General features: G+C 60.8%; 22 protein-coding genes. 6 read left to right on the top strand and 16 right to left on the bottom strand.

The features are described from left to right. Window positions 1-2: 2 nt before the first annotated feature. The 3 genes from EU811_RS14890 to leuA form a co-directional block, all read right to left on the bottom strand. Window positions 3-827, bottom strand: coding sequence for an isoprenyl transferase (locus EU811_RS14890; protein WP_142939143.1), 825 nt, complete (start codon window positions 825-827; stop codon window positions 3-5). 2 nt (window positions 828-829) lie between these two features. Continuing rightward, the gene (gene recO, locus EU811_RS14885; RefSeq protein WP_142939115.1) at window positions 830-1,582 is read right to left on the bottom strand and encodes a DNA repair protein RecO; all 753 of its coding nucleotides are present in this window, start codon (window positions 1,580-1,582) and stop codon (window positions 830-832) included. Between the two features lie 85 nt (window positions 1,583-1,667). Then, window positions 1,668-3,407 (bottom strand): 2-isopropylmalate synthase, encoded by a 1,740-nt coding sequence (gene leuA, locus EU811_RS14880; protein WP_091467727.1) that lies wholly within the window; start codon window positions 3,405-3,407, stop codon window positions 1,668-1,670. 249 nt (window positions 3,408-3,656) lie between these two features. Here leuA and EU811_RS14875 point away from each other — a divergent pair, with 249 nt between their 5' ends. Further along, entirely contained in the window at window positions 3,657-5,609 is a 1,953-nt protein-coding gene (locus tag EU811_RS14875) for a M13 family metallopeptidase (RefSeq protein WP_142939114.1), read from the top strand. A gap of 73 nt (window positions 5,610-5,682) precedes the next feature. Here the strand turns inward: EU811_RS14875 and EU811_RS14870 are convergent, their stop codons facing one another. The 5 genes from EU811_RS14870 to EU811_RS14850 form a co-directional block, all read right to left on the bottom strand. Next, complete coding sequence (locus EU811_RS14870) at window positions 5,683-7,245, bottom strand: LCP family protein (protein ID WP_142939113.1); 1,563 nt, start codon at window positions 7,243-7,245, stop codon at window positions 5,683-5,685. A 106-nt stretch (window positions 7,246-7,351) separates the two neighbouring features. Next, window positions 7,352-8,314 carry a GTPase Era gene (gene era / locus EU811_RS14865; RefSeq protein WP_374206996.1) on the bottom strand — a complete coding sequence of 321 codons (963 nt, stop codon included), beginning with the start codon at window positions 8,312-8,314 and terminating at the stop codon, window positions 7,352-7,354. Then, entirely contained in the window at window positions 8,298-9,629 is a 1,332-nt protein-coding gene (locus EU811_RS14860) for a hemolysin family protein (protein ID WP_142939111.1), read from the bottom strand. Before EU811_RS14860 ends, era begins: the two co-directional genes overlap by 17 nt. Next, on the bottom strand, window positions 9,626-10,099 hold the full coding sequence (gene ybeY, locus EU811_RS14855; protein ID WP_142939110.1) for an rRNA maturation RNase YbeY: 474 nt from the start codon (window positions 10,097-10,099) through the stop codon (window positions 9,626-9,628). The genes EU811_RS14860 and ybeY overlap by 4 nt, the downstream gene beginning before the upstream one ends. Continuing rightward, window positions 10,096-11,196, bottom strand: a complete 1,101-nt coding sequence (locus EU811_RS14850; protein WP_142939109.1) for a PhoH family protein — start codon at window positions 11,194-11,196, stop codon at window positions 10,096-10,098. Before EU811_RS14850 ends, ybeY begins: the two co-directional genes overlap by 4 nt. Before the next feature lie 443 nt (window positions 11,197-11,639). Here EU811_RS14850 and EU811_RS14845 point away from each other — a divergent pair, with 443 nt between their 5' ends. Further along, entirely contained in the window at window positions 11,640-12,512 is an 873-nt protein-coding gene (locus tag EU811_RS14845; protein ID WP_142939142.1) for a GerMN domain-containing protein, read from the top strand. 27 nt (window positions 12,513-12,539) lie between these two features. On the opposite strand, the gene EU811_RS14840 is transcribed toward EU811_RS14845, so the two are convergent. The 3 genes from EU811_RS14840 to hrcA are packed head-to-tail and all read right to left on the bottom strand — an operon-like array spanning window position 12,540 to window position 15,498. After that, window positions 12,540-13,313 (bottom strand): 16S rRNA (uracil(1498)-N(3))-methyltransferase, encoded by a 774-nt coding sequence (locus EU811_RS14840; RefSeq protein ID WP_142939108.1) that lies wholly within the window; start codon window positions 13,311-13,313, stop codon window positions 12,540-12,542. Window positions 13,314-13,315: 2 nt separating this feature from the next. Next, on the bottom strand, window positions 13,316-14,440 hold the full coding sequence (gene dnaJ, locus EU811_RS14835) for a molecular chaperone DnaJ (RefSeq protein ID WP_142939107.1): 1,125 nt from the start codon (window positions 14,438-14,440) through the stop codon (window positions 13,316-13,318). A 50-nt stretch (window positions 14,441-14,490) separates the two neighbouring features. Next, complete coding sequence (hrcA, locus tag EU811_RS14830) at window positions 14,491-15,498, bottom strand: heat-inducible transcriptional repressor HrcA (protein ID WP_142939106.1); 1,008 nt, start codon at window positions 15,496-15,498, stop codon at window positions 14,491-14,493. 191 nt (window positions 15,499-15,689) lie between these two features. Between hrcA and EU811_RS14825 the strand changes: the two genes are divergently transcribed. Continuing rightward, window positions 15,690-16,541, top strand: a complete 852-nt coding sequence (locus EU811_RS14825) for a DUF3097 domain-containing protein (protein ID WP_142939105.1) — start codon at window positions 15,690-15,692, stop codon at window positions 16,539-16,541. Window positions 16,542-16,663: 122 nt separating this feature from the next. Continuing rightward, window positions 16,664-17,077, top strand: coding sequence for a DUF4870 domain-containing protein (locus EU811_RS14820; protein ID WP_026005318.1), 414 nt, complete (start codon window positions 16,664-16,666; stop codon window positions 17,075-17,077). Between the two features lie 52 nt (window positions 17,078-17,129). Here EU811_RS14820 and hemW read toward each other — a convergent pair whose 3' ends face one another. Both hemW and lepA read right to left on the bottom strand, forming a co-directional pair. Further along, window positions 17,130-18,359 carry a radical SAM family heme chaperone HemW gene (hemW, locus tag EU811_RS14815; RefSeq protein ID WP_142939104.1) on the bottom strand — a complete coding sequence of 410 codons (1,230 nt, stop codon included), beginning with the start codon at window positions 18,357-18,359 and terminating at the stop codon, window positions 17,130-17,132. Beyond that, on the bottom strand, window positions 18,360-20,213 hold the full coding sequence (gene lepA, locus EU811_RS14810; RefSeq protein ID WP_187697191.1) for a translation elongation factor 4: 1,854 nt from the start codon (window positions 20,211-20,213) through the stop codon (window positions 18,360-18,362). Between the two features lie 159 nt (window positions 20,214-20,372). Between lepA and EU811_RS14805 the strand changes: the two genes are divergently transcribed. Beyond that, window positions 20,373-20,915: a type II toxin-antitoxin system PemK/MazF family toxin gene (locus EU811_RS14805; protein WP_142939103.1), complete on the top strand. Its 543-nt coding sequence runs from the start codon at window positions 20,373-20,375 to the stop codon at window positions 20,913-20,915. A 178-nt stretch (window positions 20,916-21,093) separates the two neighbouring features. Beyond that, a complete protein-coding gene (rpsT, locus tag EU811_RS14800) occupies window positions 21,094-21,354 on the top strand; it encodes a 30S ribosomal protein S20 (RefSeq protein ID WP_011774926.1) in 261 nt (86 codons plus the stop codon). 141 nt (window positions 21,355-21,495) lie between these two features. On the opposite strand, the gene holA is transcribed toward rpsT, so the two are convergent. The 3 genes from holA to EU811_RS14785 all read right to left on the bottom strand — a co-directional run bounded on the left by holA (window position 21,496) and on the right by EU811_RS14785 (window position 24,987). After that, complete coding sequence (gene holA / locus EU811_RS14795) at window positions 21,496-22,512, bottom strand: DNA polymerase III subunit delta (protein WP_142939102.1); 1,017 nt, start codon at window positions 22,510-22,512, stop codon at window positions 21,496-21,498. Beyond that, window positions 22,431-24,104 carry a ComEC/Rec2 family competence protein gene (locus tag EU811_RS14790; RefSeq protein ID WP_223940376.1) on the bottom strand — a complete coding sequence of 558 codons (1,674 nt, stop codon included), beginning with the start codon at window positions 24,102-24,104 and terminating at the stop codon, window positions 22,431-22,433. The genes holA and EU811_RS14790 overlap by 82 nt, the downstream gene beginning before the upstream one ends. 64 nt (window positions 24,105-24,168) lie before the next feature. Further along, window positions 24,169-24,987 carry a helix-hairpin-helix domain-containing protein gene (locus tag EU811_RS14785; RefSeq protein ID WP_142939101.1) on the bottom strand — a complete coding sequence of 273 codons (819 nt, stop codon included), beginning with the start codon at window positions 24,985-24,987 and terminating at the stop codon, window positions 24,169-24,171. Between the last annotated feature and the right edge of the window lie 67 nt (window positions 24,988-25,054).

Raw genomic sequence — 25,054 nt, 5'->3', positions numbered from 1 at the left:
TGCTACTTCACGGCCGTCGCAGCGTCCACGGCCCCACCATAGCGACGGTCCCGTTTTGCATAAATTTCGACGGCGTCCCACAACGTCCGCCGGTCGACGTCCGGCCACAAGGTGTCCATGAAGACGAACTCCGCATAAGCGGATTGCCACAGGAGGAAGTTGGACAGCCTCTGCTCCCCGGAGCTGCGGAGAAAAAGATCCACGTCAGGAAGGTCCGGTTCATCCAAGTACTTCTGAATCGTCTTCTCCGACACCGATCCCGGCTTCAGACGGCCGGCGGCGACGTCGTGCGCGATGGCTGAGACGGCGTCGGCAATTTCTGCGCGGCCGCCGTAATTAACACACATGGTCAGGGTGCAGGTGTCATTGGCGCGAGTGTAGTCCTCGGCCTCTTCCAACTCCTTGATCACCGAACCCCACAAGCGGGGTCGGCGACCGGCCCAGCGGATCCGCACACCCCACTCGTCCAGCTGGTTGCGCTGGCGGCGTAGTACATCCTTGTTAAATCCCATGAGGAAACGGACTTCCTCGGGTGATCGGCGCCAGTTCTCTGTGGAGAACGCATAGACACTGACGTACTTGATTCCGAGTTCGATGGCTCCTGCCATGACGTCCAGGAGGGCCGGCTCCCCCGCCTTGTGCCCCTCTATCCGCGGCAGGCCCCGCTGATTGGCCCACCGCCCGTTGCCGTCCATGACTATCGCCACATGCTGCGGGATGAGCTCACTTGGAATGCTTGGCGGTACCGCCCCGGAAGGGTGCCTGTAAGGGGCGACTACCGGAGCCGTCCTAGCCATGGTTGCTTTATTCTTCTTACCAAGTGCCACTGTCAGCTTCGCTCCACGTGTTTGAGTGATTTCAAGGCCCGTTCCAAGTGCCATTGGAGGTAGCTTGCCACTAAGCCCGCCGCCTCCCGTCTGTGCCGCGGGTCCGACGCATCAGCGACGCTCCACGTGCCAGTCAGCAAGGCACCAAGCAGCACCACAGTCTCCGGCGCGGGGGCCGGCGAACCCGGGGGCCTGCAGTCGCTGCAGACCATGCCTCCCACGGGAGCTGCAAATGCTGTATGAGGGCCGGGGCGGCCACAACGTGCGCAATCGGTGAAGCTCGGTGCCCAGCCACCTGTGGCCAACGCCCGTAAAAGATAGGAATCGAGAATCAGTTCCGGCGGATGGTCCGATCGGCTCAAGGCAGCCAAAGCACCCACCAGCAGATTGTAGTGCGCAGTCCCTGATTCGGTGTCGACATCAGTGAGCTTCTCAGCAGTCTCTGTCATGGCTGCAGCCACTGTGAAACGTCCGTAATCGGCGGCGATGCTGCTTCCGTACGCACCCTTCGCTACGGCCTGCGTGACAATGTCCAAGGTCCGGCCTTGAACAAGCTGCAGGTCAGCCACCATGAAAGGCTCAAGCCGCGCCCCGAACCGGCTGCTGGTCCTGCGGACGCCCTTGGCCACGGCACGAACCTGGCCGTGGTGCTTGGTCAGTAACGTAATGATGCGATCCGCCTCGCCCAACTTGTGGGTGCGGAGCACCACGGCATCGTCCCGATAGGACCGTGCTGCAAACGACGGATTGGCCACAACTAATCTTCGCACTTTGCCGGGGTCCGGCAGTGTTCGCCGGACCGTGTGGTGACGGTATTTCCCGTCACCACACGGCATGTGCTTAAGCCTGAGCGTCGCGGACAGCCCGGTTTACGGCCGAAATCAGCGCCTTGAGGGAAGACGTGGTGGTGCTGGGGTCAATTCCAACGCCCCACAAAACGCGCTCTCCAACAGCACATTCGACGTACGCCGCCGCACTTGCGCTGCCGCCCTCGGACAGGGCATGCTCGCTGTAGTCCAGCACCCGCACGTCAACGCCGTCGTGGTGCAGGATGTCCAACAATGCCGCTATGGGACCATTGCCGTGGCCGGTCCGGCGGACTTCGACGCCGTCGATGCGCAGGTTTGCGTTCATGGTCATAGCACCCGACTCGTCAGTCTCAGTGCTTACACTGCCCAGTCCATAGCGGCCCCACTGTGCTTGCTCTTCTTCAGAGGGCAGGTATTCGTCCTGGAAGATTTGCCACAGTTGGGCACCGCTGACCTCGCCACCCACGGCGTCCGTACGACGCTGGATAACTCCGGAGAACTCGATCTGGGCCCGCCTGGGCAGATCGAGGTTGTGCTCGTTCTTCAGCAGATAAGCCACGCCGCCCTTGCCGGACTGCGAGTTGACGCGGATCACAGCTTCGTAGCTGCGGCCCAGATCCTTGGGATCGATGGGCAGGTACGGCACCTGCCAGGTGAAGTCATCAACCGATTTTCCGGCGGCAGCAGCGTCTTTCTCCAGCGCCTCGAAGCCCTTCTTGATGGCGTCCTGGTGTGAACCGGAAAAGGCGGTGAAGACGAGGTCGCCACCGTAGGGTGAACGCTCCGGAACGGGCAACTGGTTGCAGTACTCCACGGTGCGGCGGATTTCATCAATATCGGAGAAATCGATCATGGGGTCCACACCCTGGACGAACATGTTCAAGCCCAGCGTTACCAAGTCCACGTTGCCGGTTCGTTCGCCGTTGCCAAACAAGCAGCCTTCGATGCGATCGGCACCGGCCAGATATCCGAGTTCAGCAGCAGCGACGCCGGTGCCGCGGTCATTGTGCGGGTGGAGGGAAATGATGATTCCCTCGCGAGGGTGCAAGTTTCGGTGCATCCACTCGATGGAGTCGGCGTAGACGTTGGGCGTTGCCATTTCGACAGTGGCCGGCAGGTTGATGATGACCTGCTTGTCAGCCGATGCCTCGAAGACGTCGGCAATGGCGTTGCACACGCGAGCGGCGTACTCGAGCTCGGTTCCGGTGAAGGACTCAGGCGAGTACTCATACGTAATGTGCGTATCCGTCAGGGTCTCTTCGTACTTCTTGCACAAGCGCGCACCCTGAAGCGCAATGTCCAAAATGCCGTCCTCGTCCTGGTTGAACACCACGCGACGCTGCAGAACGGACGTGGAGTTATACAGGTGAACAATTGCCTGCTTGGCGCCAACCAAAGACTCGTAGGTGCGCTCAATCAGATGCTCACGTGCCTGCGTCAGAACCTGGATGCTGACATCATCCGGAATATGGCCACCCTCAATGAGTTGGCGAACAAAGTCGAAGTCGGTCTGCGACGCTGACGGGAAACCAACCTCGATCTCCTTGTAGCCCATCTTGACGAGCAGCTGGAACATCTTCAGCTTGCGAGCCGGGCTCATGGGATCAATCAGCGCCTGGTTGCCGTCCCGCAGGTCAACTGCGCACCAGCGCGGAGCCTTGGTGATGACTTTGTCGGGCCAAGTACGGTCCGGAACCTCAACGGAAATCTGGTCCTGGAACGGCAGGTAGCGGTGAATCGGCATACCGGAGGGCTTTTGTGCATTACGCATGACGTGTGGCCTTTTCTCTAAGAACTAAGTGAAAGCTTAGCCGGACACAACGGAACTCCGCGGCGAGGATGGCCCAGCTTCAGATAGCTTTCAGGCCTCGCCGCGGCAGCTAAGAAGAAGCATCGCCGTACGCACAAATTCACAGTAACACGATGCGTATGATGACAGTGCAACACCTCATGCAACGTCCACTATGCAGACGCCGCGACGGTGGCAACGCCGGCTGCAGTGTCCACACAAGGAGCCACAGTGCCACAATCGGGGATCTCTCTTTCGAATATCGATCACAGCGTCCGGCCCCAGGACGACCTTTATCAGCACGTCAACGGTGCGTGGCTCAACAGCACAACAATCCCCGACGACAGGCCGCTGGAAGGTACCTTCACCGCCTTGCGGGATGGCGCCGAATTGGCCGTCAAGGCGATCATCGAAGAAGCGGCCGCCAAGGGAGAGTCAGCCACCGGCATCGAACAGAAAGTCGGCGGTCTCTACGCCAGCTTCATGGACGAAGAAGTAGTCGAAGCGAAAGGTATGGACCCCGTGCGAAGCCGCCTTGATGAGGTGCAGGCGGTGGGCTCTGTGGAGGAACTGGCTGCCCTGATGGGACGCCTGTTCCGCTCAGACGTCTCCGGGCTCTTCTCCATCTATCCTGCTCCGGACGCCGGCAACCCCGAACGCATCCTCCTGTATATCGGGCAAGGGGGCCTGGGCTTGCCGGACGAGTCCTACTACCGCGAAGAAAAGTTCGCGGGCATCGTGGCTGCCTACGGTGAATACATTTCAAAGCTTTTCAATCTCGCGGGTATCGCGGACGCGCAAGCTTCCGCACAGCGCATCGTCGCACTGGAAACCGCCCTGGCGTCCCACCACTGGGACAACGTCACCCTGCGCGACCCCCAAAAGACCTACAACCTCAAGACCGCAGATGAAGCAGTGGCAATCTTCCCCCTGCTCGACACGTGGTTCCAGGCAGCGCGGGTAGACGCAGCAAAGCGGAGTGAAATAGTGGTGAGCACTCCGGACTTCTTTGCAGGCGCTGCGGCTTTGCTGGAATCCGAGTCGCTGGAAGCATGGAAGGAATGGCTGACACTCCGGGTTCTCAGCTCGGCCGCCCCGTACCTGTCATCAGGGTTCGTCTCCACGAACTTCGACTTCTACGGCACCACGCTCAGCGGTACGCCACAGAACAAAGAGCGGTGGAAGCGCGGGGTGGCAGTGGTCGAAGCAGCCCTCGGCGAGGCCGTGGGCCAGATCTATGTTGATCGGCACTTCCCTGCGGGACACAAGGCAAGGATGGAGACGCTGGTCTCAAACCTGATCGAAGCCTACCGGGAGAGCATCTCCTCCCTGGCGTGGATGGGTGCGGAAACCAAGAAGGAAGCCCTGAAAAAGCTGGACGCATTCCGTCCAAAAATCGGCTTCCCGGAAAAATGGATCGACTACTCTGCCGTCGAGATCGACCCCACGGATCTTCTTGGCAACGTCGAGCGTGCCCATGATGCGGACGTGAACCGGCACTTGGATGAAATCGGCAAGCCGGTCGATCTGACAAAGTGGCTCATGACACCCCAGACGGTCAACGCCTACTATCATCCAATGCTCAATGAGATCGTCTTCCCTGCAGCTATCCTTCAGCCCCCGTTCTTCACTGCGGATGCAGACGACGCAGTGAACTATGGCGGCATCGGCGCGGTGATCGGTCACGAAATCGGCCATGGTTTCGACGACCAAGGATCCCAATTCGATGGCAGCGGCGCGCTCCGCAATTGGTGGACCGAGGACGACCGGACAGCCTTCGAAGCCCTGACGGCGAAGTTGGTTTCCCAATACGACGCTTTGTCCCCCTATGCTGCGCCGGAGCATAAGGTCAACGGCAAGCTGACCCTGGGCGAGAACATCGGCGACCTCGGAGGCCTGACGATTGCCTACAAGGCCTACCTCCTGAGCCTGAACGGAGCCGAGCCGGAGGTCATTGACGGCTTCACGGGATTCCAACGATTCTTTATGTCGTGGGCTGCCGGCTGGCGCCAAGTGATCCGCACTGAAGAGGCCATCCGGAGACTGGCTACCGACCCCCACTCCCCCAACGAGTTCCGCACCAACGCCATTGCCCGTAACCTCGACGCATTCCATGCAGCATTCGCCGTGACGGAAACCGACGGCATGTGGATGGAACCCGGGGAACGCGTCAGCATCTGGTAGTACCCGCATGACACAACGGCCGGCCAGTTCAAAAACTGGCCGGCCGTTGTTGTTTGCTCCTAATGCATGGAACCTATTGCTGATCGATGTACAGGGGATTCACCTGTTGGCACACGGCATCGCTAGCTGTTTGGTTGACTACATCGGACGGCACCGAAGCCGCACCGTAAGCGGTCCCCGTGCCGAAGTCAGTACCCACGTAAAGCTGCACTCCCGCCACACCCGGGGACTCCTGAACCTGAGCGGCAGGGATGCCGAAAAGTGTAGCTACGTCAGCAGCAACGTCCGCAAAGCCCGGTCCGTAATAAAGCACCGTCTGATCCACCGGATTAGCCAAGTAGGACACCGTCTGGGCGAAGCCGTTGCCAGTGAGCACGGTCATGAGCTCCTGCGCCCTGGTTGGAACGCCGCTGCCGTTGGCGACGGCCACCGGCTGAATCGCTTTGTCATACGCAGGTGCGGCAGGCGTAGTAGCCGTGGGCTGTGGGGCCGGGCTTTCGCTCGGTACAGGGGTGGACGTCGCACCAGGCGTTGTGAGGTCAAGATCTGCACGAAGCGCCGCGAACAGCTGTGACGCTTGGGGCTCGACGAGCTCCAACCTGTTAAGGTCCACCGCTGCCTGCTGCGTGGGCACCGCTACGAACGCCACCTTGGAAACATCAATGTCCTTGAGTCGCCCGCCAATGGTCAACAGTGAAGGAACTGACGCCAGGCCCTCGTCCACGGTCAGGTTCTGCGTGACCACATCTGCGATCTGCAGCAGCCTCTGCGGGTTACCCAGAGTCCCCTCATCCTTAAGTTTCCGGGTGAGGGATGAAAGGAACGCTTGCTGACCCTTGATGCGGCCAAGGTCACCTCCATCGCCGAAAGCATGCCTGGTCCGGAGGAATGCCAAAGCCTGTTCGCCTTCCACCAAGGAATCCCCCTTGGCGAGGCGGAGCCGGGAATCCGGGTCAAAGACCGGATCACTGACGCAAACGTTCACGCCACCCACAGCATGCGAAAGCTCCTTGACTGCGTTGAAATCGGCCATCATGAAGTGGTCGATTTCCAAACCGGTGAGCTTGTTGACCGTATCCACGGCGCAACCGATTCCAGCTTCAGCCATGGCCTCGTTGATCATCACGCCGCTGCGGGCAGGGAATGTCTGGTTGTTGGTGCGGTCGGTGCACTGCGGCACATCCACCAACAGGTCTCGCGGGAAACTCAGCACATTGACGCGTTTGTTATCCGCGGAGATGTCCAACAGCATCATGACATCGGAATGGCCATAGCCGGTGGAGTCCTCGGTGCTACCGTATTCGGCGTTCTTTCCGTCACGGGTATCGGAGCCAAGGATCAGGATCTGCAGTCGATCCGTTTTGTCATCCACCAGCGGGTCACCGGCATTACGGGTTTCCCCGGCGCTCAAGGGCGCCTTCGTGATGTTGTTCTGCAGCCGGATAAACCAAAAAGCAGCAAAGGCAACGCCGGCAACCAGGGCAACGGAGACTACGCCGGTGACAATCTTCAACCAAAGTGGCAGCCCCTTGGGCACCCTCATATGGCGAGGGGTGCCGTCGGCATCCTCACCATGGCGTGCCCCCGCGGGGCCAGCGGTGCCGGTGCCCTGCGGGCGGGCGTCACGACGTCGCACTATTCGGTTTACCTTTCATCAAACAGCTGGATCCCCGCAATCATAGTTGCCGTTTCTGGGAAGTTCCTTATCGGGCCTCAAGCCACGCCGGATCCAGCGACGCGAATCAGAAGCCGAGTTTGACCAATTGCTTGGGATCGCGCTGCCAATCCTTGGCCACCTTGACGTGAAGATCGAGGTAGATGCGGGTGCCGAGCAGAGTCTCAATACCCTTTCGGGCGTTGGTTCCCACCTCTCGCAAACGGCTTCCGCCCTTGCCGATGATGATGGCCTTCTGGGAAGGCCGCTCAACGTAAAGGTTCACGCGAACATCCAACAGCGGGTTGTCCTCGGTCCGGCCTTCGCGGGGAACGATTTCCTCCACCACCACAGCGAGCGAGTGGGGAAGTTCATCGCGGACGCCCTCAAGGGCCGCTTCGCGAATCAGCTCTGCGATCATGACGGCCTCAGGCTCGTCAGTCAGCTCGCCGTCAGGATACAGCGGAGGTGAGGACGGCATGTGGCTGATCAGGACGTCTGCAACAGTGGAGACCTGAAAACCGTCGGCGGCAGAGACAGGGACGATGTCGGCCCAGCCCTGCTCGCCAAGAACCTCGCGGCCCAACGCGGCGACGGCGAGCAATTGCTCCGTCAACGCCTGACGATCCACCAGGTCGGTTTTGGTCACCAGTGCCACGATGGGCTTGCGTCCGACGGCGGCCAGCTGAGCGGCGATGTATTTGTCGCCGGGGCCGATTTTTTCGTTGGCCGGCAGACAGAAACCGATTGCATCGACTTCCGCCAGGGTGTCTGCAACAAGTTCGTTGAGCCGCTTCCCCAGCAGGGTACGTGGGCGGTGAAGGCCGGGAGTGTCCACAAGGATCAATTGGGCATCATCGCGGTGGACGATACCGCGAATGGTGTGCCGTGTAGTTTGCGGTTTGGCCGAGGTGATGGCCACTTTCTGGCCAACCAACGCGTTGGTCAGCGTCGACTTACCCGCGTTGGGCCGGCCCACCAGCACCGAGAAGCCAGCGTGGAAGCCACCGAAGTCTGCATCGGCGTCAAATTTGTTATTTTGCTTGCTCACGTGGAACTCCCTGTTGCGTTGAGTCGGCGTCATCGAGTAGGTCTTCAAAGTCAGTGTCTTCCTTTGGCATGGCTGCCGCAATGATGTGGCTGACTCTGTTTCGGCGACCCTCCAGCCTATCTGCCCGGAGCGATATTCCGTTCACTTCAACGGCGCTCCCCACAATGGGAACCTGCCCAAGGGCCTTTGCGAGCAGACCGCCTACTGTATCCACCTCGTCGTCGTCCAGATCGATGTCGAAAAGTTCACCCAAGTCATCGATGCTCATGCGGGCGCTTACTCGATATGTACCATCATCGAGGTGAACGGCCTCTTCGGCGGCGGCGTCGTACTCATCCACGATCTCGCCAACAATTTCCTCGATAAGATCCTCGAGGGTGACCAACCCGGCGGTGCCGCCGTACTCGTCGATGACGATCGCTACGTGTGTGGACTCTTTCTGGAGTTCCCTGAGGAGGTCGCTCACGGGTTTCGATTCCGGGACATACCGCACGTCCCGGGCGAGTGAATCAACATCGTGAACTTGCAGTCCTGGTTCCCTCCGATGCATGGCCGCAGCCACATCCTTGAGGTACAAAATCCCACGGATCTGATCGGTGTTCTCCCCGATGACGGGGATCCTTGAGTAACCGGACCGCAGGAAAAGGCCCATTGCCGTTTCGAGATTCGAGCCCGTACCGATGCTCACAATATCGGTGCGGGGTACCATGACGGAACGCACCAAAGTATCACCAAAATCAAAGACCGAATGAATGAGTTCTGCCTCATTGTCTTCGATCATGTCCGACTCGGCGGCACGATCGACGAATTCGCGAAACTCTTCCTCGCTGACGAAAGCGTCGTCGCCACTTGGGGCGCCGGGGGCGACTGCCTGTCCCAGCGCCACCAACCAGCCGGGGATGGGCCCTAGTATCCAGCAGAGGAACCTGATGAGCGGGGCGGTGAAACGAACGACGGGTCCGGAGTGCGCCCGGCCCAACTGCCGGGGCGAAACGCCGACCAGTACAAACCCGATCACCGCCATGATCCCCGTAGCTGCAAGTCCGGCGAGCCAGACGTTGTCCAGCAAACTGTGGAGGACCACGGCGACGGCGACTGCTGCCGCCATTTCAAACCAGACCCGCCAAAAACGCAGAGCGCGCATATGGGCGATCGGGTTCTTGAGGATACCGCCCAGGGCCTTGCCCTTGCTCCGCACTATGGATTGTTCGGCCTCATGCCGGGGCAGGAAGTTCAATGCAGCCTCGGCTGCAGTCAGCAGTGCAACGAAGCTGAGGAACACCAGCGCCATGCCGACCAGGATGATCGAGGTCACTGCATGGTCTCCATGGGGGCATCCTTGCCCAGGAATTCAGACAGCAGTTCCCGCTGCAAACCGAACATCTCTTCTTTTTCCTCCGGCTCTGCATGGTCAAAGCCAAGCAGATGCAGAATTCCGTGGGTGGTCAGGAGCAGCATCTCATCCTGCGTCGCGTGGCCTGCGTTTGCTGCCTGCACCTCTGCCACCTGCGGGCAGATGGCGATGTCACCCAGCATGCCTTGTGGCGTGGGCTTGTCCGGGGTGCCCGGCGTCAATTCGTCCATGGGTACGGACAAAACGTCCGTAGCCCCGGGCTCGTCCATCAGTTCGATGTGCAGTTTCTCCATGGCCGGTTCATCGACAAGGAGGATGGACAGTTCTGCCTGGGGATGGATGTACAAACGCTCGAAGATGAAGCGGGACAACGTCACCAGTTGGGCCTCGTCCACCGCTACACCGGACTCGTTGTTTACTTCAATGCTCATTGACGTTCTCCACGTTTGTAGTGCGCTCCGGGTTTATATTGTGTGCTCGCGACGTCGCTGCTATGTGCGTCATCCCATGCGCTGTAGGCGGAAACGATGTCGGCAACCAAACGGTGCCGCACGACGTCAGCCGCTTCCAGGATCGAGAAATTGACGTCGTCGATTCCCTTCAGGATTTCCCTGACGATTCGCAGGCCGGACGTCGATCCGGACGGCAGGTCGATCTGCGTGACATCACCGGTAACCACCATTTTTGAACCGAAACCCAGACGTGTAAGGAACATCTTCATCTGCTCCGGTGTGGTGTTTTGGGCTTCGTCCAGGATGATGAAGGCGTCGTTCAGCGTGCGTCCGCGCATATAGGCCAACGGGGCTACCTCGATGGTTCCTGCAGCCATCAGGCGGGGAATGGACTCGGGATCCATCATGTCGTGCAAGGCGTCATATAGTGGGCGAAGATAGGGGTCGATCTTGTCGCTCAGCGTGCCGGGGAGGAAGCCCAGCCGTTCCCCCGCTTCCACGGCTGGCCGGGTCAGGATGATCCGGCTGACTTCCTTCGTTTGCAAGGCTTGCACCGCTTTGGCCATTGCAAGATAGGTCTTGCCGGTACCTGCCGGGCCGATTCCAAAGATGACGGTGTTCTCATCAATGGCGTCAACGTAATTCTTCTGATTCAGCGTCTTGGGCCGGATAGTCTTACCGCGGCTTGAGAGGATGTTGTGGGTCAGCACATCGGCAGGATTCTGCACGGACTGGGCCCTCAGAAGGGACACGAGCTGCTGAAGGATGTCCGGAGTCACCACGGTCCCCTTCGCCACGAGCCCACGGACTTCCTCCAACAGACGCATAACGCGTGGAATGACGGTGGAAGGGCCTGTCATGGAGAGCTCGTTGCCACGGACATGGAAACTGACGTCCTGGAACTGTTCCTCGATGTACCGCAAGGCTTCGTCGTGGCTGCCCAACGAGTGAACCATCTGGTCGGAGTTGTCGAACGTGACAACTTCCGTGCGCGTACCCGGTAGTGTGTGCGGGAACTCGGTGGGCGGCTGGTTGCCGTTTCCGGTCCTAAGCCGCCCGTTCAAAGATTCACTCATAGTGTTGGCCTTAGGCCTTTTCTCCTCCGGTTGGTCGTGCTACCTGCCATCGATTCGGCATTCGTGGCCGCTGTATGGGGCACGTCCGGATGCCGGAATGTCTTCAATCCTACGCCAGCCCGGCCTGCGATGAACCGAAACCACCGGCATCATCCGGCGCCTGCCGTCATGGCGTACATTTTGTCTCAACTCGGCATCAAGCGGGTATCAATCATGTTTCAGTTGGCGCTGATCCGCGCAATCCCGGCCGACCGCCGTCGACGATGTGCCAAGCTGGCATAGCGGGTGGCATCCAAGCATCCTGCGGCCCGGCTCCGTTGGCTGGGAATCGGCGGCTGGGGCCGCCATGAGACACAAGGTTAGGCAGGACACCCATTTCGGAGCCAGGAAGCATTGGAGATGGCGCGCGCAGACGGACAAAATCCGTTATCGCTGTGCCGGCGATGCTTGCTGTCCTGTTGCTCACTGGTTGCATAGCCAACGGCGGCGATTCCCAAACCGGCACGAGTTCGCCATCCGTCAGCGTTAACGACGCGCCAGCCAGCCAGGCACCGCTGGAAACTACGCAGGCTTCCACGAAGATCCCGGTTTACTGGATTGGACGCAGCAAGGAACAGGTTTATCTCTACCGTGAGTTCAGGGATATCTCCAGCGACGGAAACCCCGTGACCACCGCACTCCGGATCATGATGTCCGAAAAACCCCTGGACCACGACTTCTTCACCCCCTGGCAGGCCCCCGAAAGCCTGGCCACCTCCATCTCCGGCAAGAACGTCATCACCGTTGATATTTCGCGGGATGCCTTCAACTCAAACCTCGACGCCGGAATGGCGCAGCGCGCTGTCCAGCAATTGGTCTACACGGCGACGGCGGCAGCCTCGTCCTCGGGGCTCATCAACTCCGGCCAGCAGATCCAGGTTGTCATCCTGGTTGACGGACACACGGACTACATGGCGTTTGGGCAGGTAAAGCTCGGCCAACCCATGGAACGGAACGCATCCTTGGTGGCACCTCTGTGGATCATCGATCCGCAAGAGGAAACAACTCTGCCTGCCGGTGTAGTCAAGTTCAATGGCCGCAGCACCGACAGTTCAAAGCCGGTCAGCTGGCAGATTCTGCAGGAGAATGGCAAGGGCGAAAAGAGCAGCCTGCTCACCGGGAGAACGCAAGCAACCGGTGCGCCTGGTCAATACGGAGCCTTCACCTTCAGTGCCACACTGAAGGCCGGCAAATATGAGCTGCGGGTTTCACAAGTGGATGAGGCCGGCGCAACCATCGAAACGAGCACCGACACCCGCCTGTTCAACGTCGGTTAGCTGCGGGTTCGACGAGCTGCGGGGCGGCTACCAGCGGCCCAGGACGTCACTTGCAAGAACGACGGCGGCGGGTCCCGCCGTCGAGGACCTCAACACGTGGTGACCCAGAAGTGCCGTGACGGCACCGGCGTCACTGAGCCGCGTTACCTCTCTTGGTGAGATGCCACCCTCCGGTCCGACAATCAAGAGGACCTCGCGAGGGGTCCCATCATCTCCAGTCCGGACCGCGACCGACTCTTCAAGGACGGTCCGCAGGGGGTTCTTGGCGTCTTCATGGAGGATGATGGCCACATCAGCGGCCGCGACGGCCTTCGCCAAAGCGGCTGTGTCCATCATGGACCGTACCTCAGGAATCCAAGCACGCCTGGCCTGCTTGGCTGCCGCAGTGACCACCGACTGCCATTTCGCGTGCGCTTTGGCGGCCCGTTCGCCTTTCCAACGCACGATTGCCCGCTCGGACTGCCACGGAATGACGGCGTCTATTCCGAGTTCCGTGGCAGTCTCGATGGCGAGTTCGTCCCGATCGCCCTTGGCAAGTGCCTGAACCAGCACCAGCCGGACCGCCGGCTGGTCCTCGAGGACTACCTCGGATGCCTTCACTGTGAGGGTGCTGGAACCGGCGTCAACCACGGCGCCAGTCAACCGCATGCCCGAACCGTCGGCTATGTCCACGGGCTCACCCACGGCCAGTCGCTTGACGGTGACGGCATGGCGCGCCTCAGCACCTTCCAACACAAATGTCGACCCGGGGATCAGCTGGTTAAGGCTTCCCGCCGGTGTAAAGAAAACCGGATTGCTCACCGCTACAGGTTACCGAGCTTGTCCCGAAGCTTCGCGAACATTCCGCCGCTTGCCACCAGCTTTCCCTCGGTAAACTGCTCGCCGCGCAGCTTGGCGAGCTGCTGCAGGAGTTCCTCCTGGGCGGGGTCGAGCTTGGTCGGGGTCTCCACGTGCAAGTGCACCTTGAGGTCGCCGCGTCCGTAACCCCGGAGGTGCGTAACACCCAAGCCGCGCAGGGTAATGACTTCGCCGGATTGGGTACCGGCCTTGACGTCGATGTCCTGCGCGCCGTCGAAGGTGTCCAGCTGCAGTTCGGTGCCAAGTGCCGCAGCGGTCATGGGCACACTTAGTGTTGCGTGGAGGTCGTCGCCTTCACGCATGAACATGGAGTCGTTGTTGACCCGGATCTCCACATAGAGATCGCCGGCGGGGCCTCCAGCGGGGCCCGCTTCACCCTGCCCGGACAGCTGGATGCGTGTACCAGTGGCGACACCGGCCGGAACCTTGATGGTGAGGGAACGACGACTGCGGATGCGGCCCTGTCCATTGCACTCGTTGCAGGGGTCCTTAATGACTGTGCCGAAGCCTTCACACGAACCGCAAGGGGCGGCAGTCATGACCTGGCCCAGGATGGAACGGACTGCCCGTTGGACCTGGCCGCTGCCACCGCAGATGTCGCAGCGTTCCGGGTGGGTGCCCGGGCGGCAGCAACTGCCATCGCACGTGGGGCAGATCACGGCTGTATCCACTTCAAGCTTCTTGTTGACGCCGAAGACGGCGTCCTTCAAATCGATGCGGACGCTGATGAGCGCGTCCTGGCCCCGCCGGACCCGGGAGGCCGGTCCGCCCTGACCGCCGCCACCAAAGAAGGTGTCGAAGATGTCCTGGAAGGCAAAACCCTGGCCGGCGTAGCCGCCACCGAAACCGTTGTCAGTGCCGTTTTCATTGCCCGTGGCATCATAGACCCGGCGCTTTTGGGGATCGGACAACACCTCGTAGGCGTGGGTCACGGCCTTGAACTGTTCCGCGACATCTTCACCGGGGTTTACGTCGGGGTGCAGTTTCCGCGCCAACTTGCGGTACGCCTTTTTGATCTCTTCCCCGGTGGCTTCCGGCGAGACTCCCAAAACGTCATAGTGGCTGCTCAAAGTCGGTATCTCTTCCTTGTTGTACTACGGATGTTTCCTCGGACCGGTGTTTAGCCGCCGAGAATGCGGGAAAGGTAACGGGCCACGGCTCGTACTGCTGCCATGGTGGTGGGATAGTCCATGCGTGTGGGACCAAGAATCCCCACCTTGGCACCGGAGCCATAGCCCGTAGCTACGACGGAGGCCTCCGCCAAGCCATCGTAGGGATTCTCGCGTCCAATGCTCACGGTAACGCCGCGGGGATCATCCCCCATGTCAGATAACAACCGGAGCATGACAACTTGTTCCTCGAGTGCCTCCAGCACAGGGCCTATGCTCAGGGGGAAGTCAACGTTGGAGCGGGCCAGGTTTGCCGTTCCAGCCATCAGGATGCGCTCTTCGCGGCTGGTGTCGCTCAACGATTGAAGCCCCTGGGCCAACGTCTTCGCCAGACTGCGCAGTTCCGGCGGACACAGCGCAACGACAGAAGGAAGCACTTGAGGCAAAAGCGCCAGCTGTGTGCCGGCAATGTTGCCCAGGAACCGGGACCTCAGGAGCATCAGGGCCTCATTGCTCACATCGGACCCAGCGTCGATGACCTTCTGCCCCACGCTGCCGGTGTCCGCAATTAGGACCACGAGGACCTGTTGAGGGGCCAAGAGGACGAATTCCACGTGGCGAACAAGCGCGCGGTTCGAATGCGGGTACTGCACAACGGCCACCTGGTTGGTCAGCTGTGACAGAAGCCTTACGGTGCGCTCCAAGATGTCGTCGACATCATCGGGGCCCTCGAGCAAAGAATGGATGGCCCTGCGCTCGGCCGCTGAGAGCGGTTTGACCTGCGAAATGCGGTCAACGAAAAGGCGATAGCCCTTGTCAGTGGGGATTCGACCGGCACTGGTGTGAGGCGCCGCAATCAGGCCTTCCTCTTCCAAAACCGCCATGTCATTCCTGATGGTAGCGCTGGAAACGCCAAGATGATGCCGCTCCACGAGGGCCTTGGACCCGACAGGTTCCCTGGAATGCACGTAATCCTCAACGATGGCACGCAGCACTTCGAGCTTGCGCGGCTCACTCAATGCTCCACCTCCTGACGACTGCCATGGTTCTTCCGACCGGTCAACGCGGGATCCCGCTCAGACCTCCACACTTAGCACTCAACATGCCCAAGTGCTAACAAGTCTAGTATGAGCCACCCCGTTGTTAGCATTGAAACCTGCCGCGGGCGGCTTCGGCCCGCACCGTAAACCAGCACAAAGGTAGGAATCCCTTGGCTTTGAACAATTGGGGCCCGCAGGATCTGTCCGCTCCGGCCAAACAGAAGCTGCCGGAAGTAGCCGTGCAGCGGGGAATGGTCCTCGAGGACGTGCAGTCGGGCTGGGTGGGTGAAGTAACCCGCGTTGAGAAGTCGGGCGGAATGCACGTGGTCTCCTTGGAAGACCGGCGTGGAAAGACCAAATCGTTCCAGCTGGGCTTTGGCTTCCTGCTCGAAGGTCAGGCTATCCGCTTGATGCCTCCCGCCCCCCGCACCGCTGCATCCGGGGTTCCGTCCGGCCGGACGGCCTCGGGTTCCGTCAGGGTCCAGGGGCAACGGGCACAGGTAGCCAAGGCCAGCCGCATTTGGGTGGAAGGAAAGCACGACGCCGAACTGGTGGAGAAGGTATGGGGTGATGATCTCCGGGTGGAAGGCATCGTGGTGGAGCCATTGCACGGCGTTGATGACCTGAAGTCCGCCATCGCCGACTTCAATCCCGGCTCAGGCCGCCGGCTTGGAATCCTCGTGGACCACCTTGTGCCCGGGTCCAAAGAGTCCCGAATTGCCGCCGAGGCCATGACGGTCCCGGGGGCTGCGGGAAACGTCCTCATTGTTGGACACCCCTACGTGGATGTCTGGCAGGCGATCAGGCCCAAGGTCCTGGGCATTGAGGCCTGGCCCGCCGTACCCCGCGGGATCGATTGGAAGACCGGAATCCTCAGCGCGTTCGGCTGGCCCCATGAGACCCCTGAGGACATAGGCTTGGGCTGGCAACGCCTTCTGGGCGCAGTCCGCACCTATGCCGACCTTGAGCCATCGCTCTTGGGACGGGTGGAAGAAGTCATCGATTTTTTGACGGTTCCTTGAGGTGGAGTCCTTCAGGTATCAGCAACTACCGTGTCAACGGGGCGTTGGTCCCGGCAGGTGCGTCGGTGCCGGTATTCTGGGACAGCAACACCGCAGCATCTTTAAAGCAAAGGGAAGACAACGTGGCAGATAACGCTCCTGAAGAACCGGGCAGCGCCGCAGGCCGGCCCCAGTACCATGGCGCGCCTGCCAACGCACTCCCGTTGACAGCCAGCGAGGACAGGCAATGGGCTACTCTGGCCCACTTTGGCGGCATCCTGGGATGCCTGCCGTCCCTTCTGATTTACCTGATTTTCCGGGATCGTGGACCGTTCACCGCACAGGAATCCAAAGAAGCGCTGAACTTCACGCTGCCTCCCACCATCGCAGCAGTTCTGGCCAACATTTTGGTCCTGCTTCCTGTGGTCGGCAACATCTTCGCCGTCATCGCCACCGCGATCTGGGTTGCCCTGACGTGTTTCTCCGTCTCGGCGGGCATCAGGGTAAACCACGGGCAGCCTCACCGTTACAAGGTCAACCTGCGCTGGATTAAGTAGCTCACCTCCGCTCGTCCAGGACTGCTTGCTCCGACGGGCATGAGCCCGCGGGTCAGTCGGGCAGGATCCTTCGAACTACGGCGTCAGCCAGGAGACGACCCTTCAGCGTAAGGACCAAACGGCCCTTGAACGCCTGAACAGGGTCCACCAATTCGTCGGCAATAAGCCCGGCCATCGCGTGCCGTCCGATCGCGTCCAAGGCATCTACGGACAACCCTGTGCCGAGCCGTGCCTCCAGCATAATGCGTTCGACTTCCCGGGTATCGGCATCGAGGGTTTCCCGCCCGGCAGCCGGAGAGCTAGCGCTCCCGAGCCTCGAGGCGTACGCCGTGGGGTGCTTGACGTTCCACCACCGGACACCCCCCACGTGGGAGTGGGCGCCTGGACCGATACCCCACCAGTCATCTCCCCGCCAGTAGGCAAGATTGTGCCGGCAAGCCTGGTCCGGCGTCCGCGACCAGTTGCTGACCTCGTACCAGTGCAAGCCCGCTTCGGAGATCATTTTGTCGGCAAGCTCGTATTTGGAGGCGTGGTCGTCGTCATCAATCCCGGGCACCTCGCCCCGGCGTATCTGGGCGGCCAGCTTAGTGCCATCCTCAACGATCAGAGCGTAGGCACTGATGTGGTCCGGCTGGTACGACAAAGCGGTTTCGAGTGACAGCTGCCAGTCACCCATGGACTCTCCAGGGGTGCCGTAGATAAGGTCCAGGCTCACGGAGAGGCCGGCTTCCCGCGCCCACTGCACAACAAGAGGCACCCGGCTCGGTGTGTGGGTGCGGTCCAGGACCTTCAGCACGTGGGGTACGGCTGACTGCATGCCGAAGGAGACCCTGGTGAAGCCTGCGTCGGCCAGAAGCTTCAGGGATTCAGGAGTTACTGAATCCGGGTTGGCTTCGGTAGTTACCTCGGCGCCGGGTTCCAGCCCCCAATGGCCGATGGCGGCCCTAAGGATCCGGGCCAGGTCCTCTGCCGGGAGAAGGGTGGGCGTGCCACCCCCAAAGAAAACAGTACTGAGGGGACGACGGGGTAACCCCGAGGCGTCCAGTGCCAGAGAGGCGAAGTCCAGTTCAGAGACCGCCGTAGCGGCGTACGCGTCCTGGGAGGCGCCGCCACCGAGTTCGGTGGCAGTGTAAGTGTTGAAATCACAGTAGCCACAGCGCACGGCGCAGAACGGTATGTGGACATAGAGCCCGAACTTGCGGTGCTCGACGCCGGCCAACACCTGCGGAGGCAAGATGCCATCCGCAGGTGCCGGGTCACCCAAAGGGAGGACGCTGGGCATTTACTTCTTGGCCTTGTCCTTGGACTCATCGGTGGTCAGGGCTGCGATGAATGCCTCCTGGGGCACCTCCACGCGACCGACCATCTTCATGCGCTTCTTGCCCTCTTTCTGCTTCTCGAGCAGCTTGCGCTTACGGGTGATGTCACCGCCGTAGCACTTGGCAAGAACGTCCTTACGGATGGCCCGGATGCTCTCGCGGGCAATGATGCGGGATCCGATGGCGGCCTGGATGGGCACTTCGAATTGCTGCCGGGGAATCAGCTCACGGAGCTTGCCGGTCATCATCACGCCGTAGGCGTAGGCCTTATCGCGGTGGGTGATGGCGCTGAAGGCATCAACTTGTTCACCCTGCAGCAGGATGTCGACCTTGACCAGATCGGCCACCTGCTCGCCGTCAGCCTTCCAGTCCAGTGAGGCGTAACCGCGCGTCTTGGACTTCAGGAGGTCGAAGAAGTCGAAGACGATCTCCGCCAGCGGGATCCAGTAGCGGAGTTCAACGCGGTCCTCGGACAAATAGTCCATGCCTCGCATCTGGCCACGGCGGCTTTGGCACAGTTCCATGATGGAACCGACAAACTCGTTAGGAGCGAGGATGGTGGCGGACACCATGGGCTCCCGGACCTCGGAGATCTTACCGGTGGGGTATTCGCTCGGGTTGGTGACGTGGATGACCTTCTTGTCCTCAAGCGTTACCTCATACTCCACGTTGGGTGCAGTGGAGATAAGGTCCAGGTTGTACTCGCGTTCGAGTCGATCACGCGTGATTTCGAGGTGCAGAAGGCCCAGGAATCCAACGCGGAAGCCGAAGCCCAGTGCAGCGGACGTCTCAGGCTCATAGACAAGCGCAGCGTCGTTAAGCATCAGCTTTTCAAGAGCGTCACGCAGGACCGGGTAGTCCGTACCGTCCAAGGGGTAAAGACCGGAGAAGACCATCGGCTTGGCGTCAGCGTAACCGCTCAGCGACTCCGACGCGGGCTTGGCGAGGTTGGTGACAGTATCGCCCACCTTGGACTGACGGACGTCCTTTACACCGGTAATCAGGTATCCCACTTCCCCCACACCCAGGCCTTTGGAAGGTGTGGGCTCCGGGGAGCTGACACCAATTTCCAGGAGTTCGTGAGTAGCCCGGGTGGACATCATCTGGATGCGTTCGCGGGGATGCAGCATGCCGTCCACCACTCGGACGTAGGTAATGACGCCGCGGTAAGTGTCATACACAGAATCGAAGATCATGGCACGGGCCGGAGCATTGGGATCGCCCACGGGGCCGGGGAGGTCGCGGACGATTTTATCCAGCAGCGCCTCTACGCCTACGCCGGTTTTGCCGGAAACCTTGAGGACGTCCTCAGGGTCACCACCGATGAGGTTGGCAAGCTCCGCCGCGTACTTCTCAGGCTGGGCGGCCGGGAGGTCGATCTTGTTCAGCACGGGAATGATGGTGAGGTTGTTTTCCATCGCCAAGTAAAGGTTGGCAAGAGTCTGAGCCTCGATACCTTGGGCAGCATCCACCAGCAGCACTGCACCTTCACAGGCCGCCAAGGAGCGGGAGACCTCGTAGGTGAAGTCAACGTGGCCGGGTGTATCGATCATGTTGAGCGCATAGCTCTGGCCATCGAGTTCCCACGGCATGCGGACAGCCTGGGACTTGATGGTGATGCCGCGCTCACGTTCGATATCCATACGGTCCAGATACTGGGCCTTCATGTCGCGTTGCTGAACGACGCCGGTGTACTGCAGCATGCGGTCGGCCAGGGTGGACTTACCGTGGTCGATGTGGGCAATAATGCAGAAGTTCCGGATGATGGCCGGATCTGTTGCGGCGGGCACCGGTGCGGTGCGGGCCATGGGAGACACGCAGGATCCTTACTGTCGACACTCGCACGGCAATTCCTGCAACTGGGCAAAGGCCAGCCGGAACACGCCGCGCATCTGATCCTCTAGTCTCCCATGAACCGGCGCTTCGCCGTACATTGCGTGCCCGGCTTCAGCCGTAGACGGTTGTAGCGTTGTCACATGGCTTTCGACTTGCGCCCCTTGGGCAAACTCCTGCTGCGATCACTCAAGGCTCTGGGAGGCAGCACCACCAAAGCCGGCACCCCCTCCGGCGTCACCGGTCAAGGTCCCTCCAGCCAGCGAAGCCGGCGGACCGCCGTCGAGCGTCAACCGGGTCCCTACCCCGGCGACTTTCGCGGTTCGGTCAGGGTCAGCTACTCCCCCAAGCCCGATGGCCAACCGGATCCTGGTGAGATCGTGTGGAGCTGGGTCCCGTACGAAGAAGACCACACTAAAGGAAAAGACCGCCCCGTACTCCTCATTGGGCGGGACGGGCAGTGGCTTCTAGGGCTCATGCTGACCTCCAAGGACCACGACAACGGCAACAGGGCCGGAAACTACGTTGATATCGGTGCAGGTTCCTGGGATCGGCAAGGCAGGCCAAGTGAGATCAACGTGGGCCGCATCGTTCGCCTGGATCCTGAGGCCATCCGGCGCGAAGGCGCCGTCCTGGAAAGAGCTCAATTCCAAGAGGTAGTCCGCGCCCTTCAAGAGCGGCATTAGCTGCACTGAGACCAGGAGTCGGCGCGAGTCCCGACTTTCTGCTATCCTTTATAGCTGTGTGTCCGTGCAGGTCGACGGCCACACATGGTTGGCTGCCATAGGCATCCCCACGCCGCTCAGTCGATGGCCAACCTGAAAACCCTCTAGACCATTTCCGCATTAAAAAGAGAGTTCATACGTGGCTAATATCAAGTCCCAGAAGAAGCGCATCCTCACCAACGAGAAGGCTCGCCTGCGTAACAACGCCGTCAAGTCTGAGCTGAAGACGGCCATCCGCGCCGTCAACACCGCCGTTGAGTCTGCTGACAAGGATGCTGCTGGAACTGCACTTGTTGCTGCCAGCCGCAAGCTGGACAAGGCTGTCAGCAAGGGCGTTATTCACAAGAACAACGCTGCAAACCGCAAGTCGGCGATCTCCAAGAAGGTCAACGCACTCTAAGGTTTTTCCAGTTCGACTGAGCTGATCAAAAGGCCGGCGCCCAGTGGGTGCCGGCCTTTGGGTTTAACCGCCCTTTGGGTTTAACCGGCCTTTGAGTTATGCAGACCAGTCAGCACCGACGCGCACAGGCCGCGGCCGACATCAGCGGCGATTGGCCGAGGTGGCAATTACCGTGACCGCGTGCTCAACTGCGTAGACAGGGTCCCGTGACTCGCCTTTCACTTGGGCATCGGCTTCTGCAATGACTTGGATGGAGCGGATCAAGCCTTCAGGGGTCCAGCGCCTGACATCCCGCTGCGCCTGCTCCACAAGCCACGGCTGCATTCCCAGATTCCTGGCAATGGTGGCCGGCGAACCATTGGCGCCGGCAACTTTGGCCAAGGTCCGCAGTTTGGCAGCAAGAGCCGCTACCAAGGGAACCGGATCAACACCGGTGGCCAGGGCGTGCCGCAGGGTGGATAAGGCCACCGGCCCGTTGCCGGCCATGGCGGCATCGGCAACTTTGAAGGCCGTGGCTTCCACCCTGCCACCGTAGTAGCGTTCCACGGTTTCGGCCGTGACAGCAGTGGTGGCATCGGCAATGAGCTGGCTGCAGGCAGCAGCAAGCTCGGACAGATTGGCACCCACCGCGTTCACCAATGCCTGGACAGCTTCGCCCTCTATGCGTCGTCCGCCAGCCCTGAACTCCGAGACGACAAACGCGGTCTTGTCAGAGTCCTTCTTAAGCGGTTGACAGTCAATGACGGGCCAGCCGGCGGACTTCACGGCGTCGAGGAGCTTCTTGCCCCGGACTCCCCCGGCGTGGCGAAGGACGAGGACTACGTCCGGGTCCGGATGCCGGAGGTAGGCCAATCCGTCGGCCAGAAAGGCGTCGTTCATTGCCTCAAGGCCCTCAACCTCAATGAGCTTTCCCTCGCCGAAGAGGGACGGCGTCACGGTCATGGCCAAGGATCCGGACTCGTAGGAGCCCGCGTTCAGCCGACTGAGCTCAACCTCCGGGTTAGCACTTCGCACGTGGCTACGGATGCCGTCCATTGCGCGGATCCCCAGATACTCTTCCGGGCCCACGATCAGGACTACGGCAGCCGGCGCGGCATCCCGCCAGCTGACGGTGTTTGCCGCGACGCTCTTGGCCCGGGTGTTTTGGGCAGCAGCCACTGGTAGTTCCTTCCGGACGGTTTATTGCAGGATTCAAGTCTGCCATGTTTACCCCTGGCACCGCGCTCCAGCGTCAGCATCACCGCGCGGTGCAGCATCCTGACGTGATACATGACTCCTGTCGGGTGCAGCATCATCCAGAACACCGCTACTGATAAAACTGAAAGAGCCACCATGGCAATGACTCCGGCCGGGCCCTCGGCCCACGGCAGTGCCGCCCCGGGCAAATGGGCGAAGAACCGCGCTATCCCGGCCACCGCTCCCGCGCAGACTCCAGCCACAGCGACGGGCACCACCGCCAACCACGGAAAAAGGGTGGCAATTGGAACGGCAATGGTTCCAAAGATGGTTACCGGCGCTATCAACGGACCAGCCACTACGTTGGTGATCAGGGCATAGGGTGTGAACTGCGGCTGGAGGGCCGCGAGGACCGGACCGCACAGCACTTGCGCGGAGAGCGGTACCGCAATACCCGCGGCCAGCCAGCGCGGCACCACGGAAGGAATCCACGAGGCAATTCGGGCGGCCAGCAAGACGATACCCAGAGTTGCCAGAACAGAGAGCAGGAACCCGACGTTTAACGCCATGCTCGGATCCAGCAGCAGCAGGGTGATGGTGGCCACGCAAAGGAAGGTCAGGGATCGCCCCCTCAAGCCCCCCACCATGGCTGCCAGGCCTACGCTCCCCATGACGGAAGCTCGTAGAACGCTCGGCTCCGGACCTACCAGGACAACAAAAGCCATCAGTCCGCACACAGCAATAGCGCCGGCTACCGGACGGCTTACCCTGAGGCATCTAGCCAACAGGATGAAGCCACCCAGCAGCAAACTGCAATTCGCCCCGCTGACGGCAGTGAGGTGCGTCATTCCTGTTGTCTTCATATCTGCCTCTAGACTCTCCGGGAGCGCACTGGTATCCCCGGTGACCATTCCGGGCATCAGACCGGCCGGGTCCGAAGGCAACCATGCAGAGGCCGCGACGAATTGTCTTCTTGCCTCGGCGGCGGACTGGCGGACATCAAAGCCAGAAGCGATGACAACGGGTGCGGATGATGCGGACAAGAGGGCCGCCTGCTCTTGTCCCTCCCGCACAGCCTTCAATGTTCCTGAGGTTCTGACGATCTGCCCGGGCTGTACGTCTTGCCAGCCACTTCCGCCGACCACCATCACGTCCGCAGAGCCTTGTGTCACAGAACCCTTGGACGTGACCTTGACCAAACCCGCGGCCACCGACCACCGGTTTCCACCTGAATGGCCCGGCGCAGACACCTCCGCAGGAACTCCGGTGATTCGAACTTCAAGGAGGACACCGTTTCCTTCCGCCACAGCTTTAGCCAACGGCCCACCTTCTTGCGTGTTGGCGGTGACAGCACAACTAACAGCCACGGCTGCACCCAGGACGGATGCCACGGCCAGGGTTGCAGAAATTGTTCTTGCCCGTGGCACTGCCCGCCGGTGCCGCCATGTCCTGAGCAGCAGCAATACCACCACCAGCGCCAAGACTCCCGCCAGTGCTGCGGACCATGCTGCAGCGATGAGGGATCCTGCGCAAGCGATGGACCAGGTGACCAGCACGGCAGGGACCAGTCTCAAATCCGCGCGCTTTGATGAACCAGAGCCGCCTCGAGTCCGGGCGACCCCGGCCACCCCCGCTGACTCAGCCACCCTGCACCGTCACAAGTTCTTTGAGGGACTCCATGAGTTTGGGTCCAATGCCGTCAACGGCGTCAAGTTCATCTACAGAAGCGAAGGGGCCATGCTCTTTCCGCCAGTCAATGATTCCTTGCGCAGTCACGGGCCCCACTCTGGGTAGGGTGCCCAGTTCCTCCAACGATGCAGTGTTGATGTTGACCTTGGCCCCCTTTGCCGAAGGGGCGGCCGTTCCACCGGGGCTGAGGGAACCGCCGGCAAGTGGAGAAGGTGCGGATTGCATCTCGCCGATCAGCGGCACATGAACTTTGACGCCGTCACTTAGCTCCTCAGCAAGGTTGAGACCATTGAGTTCCGCGTTGGGTACAGCACCCCCGGCGGCTTCTATTGCCTGAAAGACCCTGCTGCCTTGCGGCAATGACACGATTCCGGGCTTATGTACCGCACCGGCCACGTGTACGACCACGCTCCCGGAGGCAGCCGCTTGCGGTGACTCCGATGACTCCGGCACAGCAGGTCCGGAAGAAAACGTGGGACTCAGGGGTTCGGAACTGGACTGTCCCACAGCAGACTGCCATAAGTGCCAGGCGATAAAGCCAACTCCTACGATGGCCAGGAGGACAGCAACCGGCCACGGGGTCCGCCACCGGGTGCGTGCGTGATGCACGCGGCTTTCAGGGTTTGAATCATCAAAGGCCTGCCCGGAGCCTTGGGGCAACTGCAGCAGCGGAAGGGTTTGGGTATCCGTACCCAAGCGGGATGCGTAACGCTGACGGGCTGCCTGCATGGCGGCATCTGGGGAGGCATCCCGGTTCCGGCGTGGCATCTTTCGAGCCTATGGCTCGTACTGCGGGAACGATGGGGGTGAGGTGCCTTATGTGGATAAGAGAGCC

It is taken from the genome of Arthrobacter sp. TS-15 (genome assembly GCF_006964045.1).
Classification (GTDB): domain Bacteria; phylum Actinomycetota; class Actinomycetes; order Actinomycetales; family Micrococcaceae; genus Arthrobacter.
The sequence above is the reverse complement of the archived record's forward strand: the minus strand, read 5'-3'. Positions and strand labels throughout refer to the sequence as shown.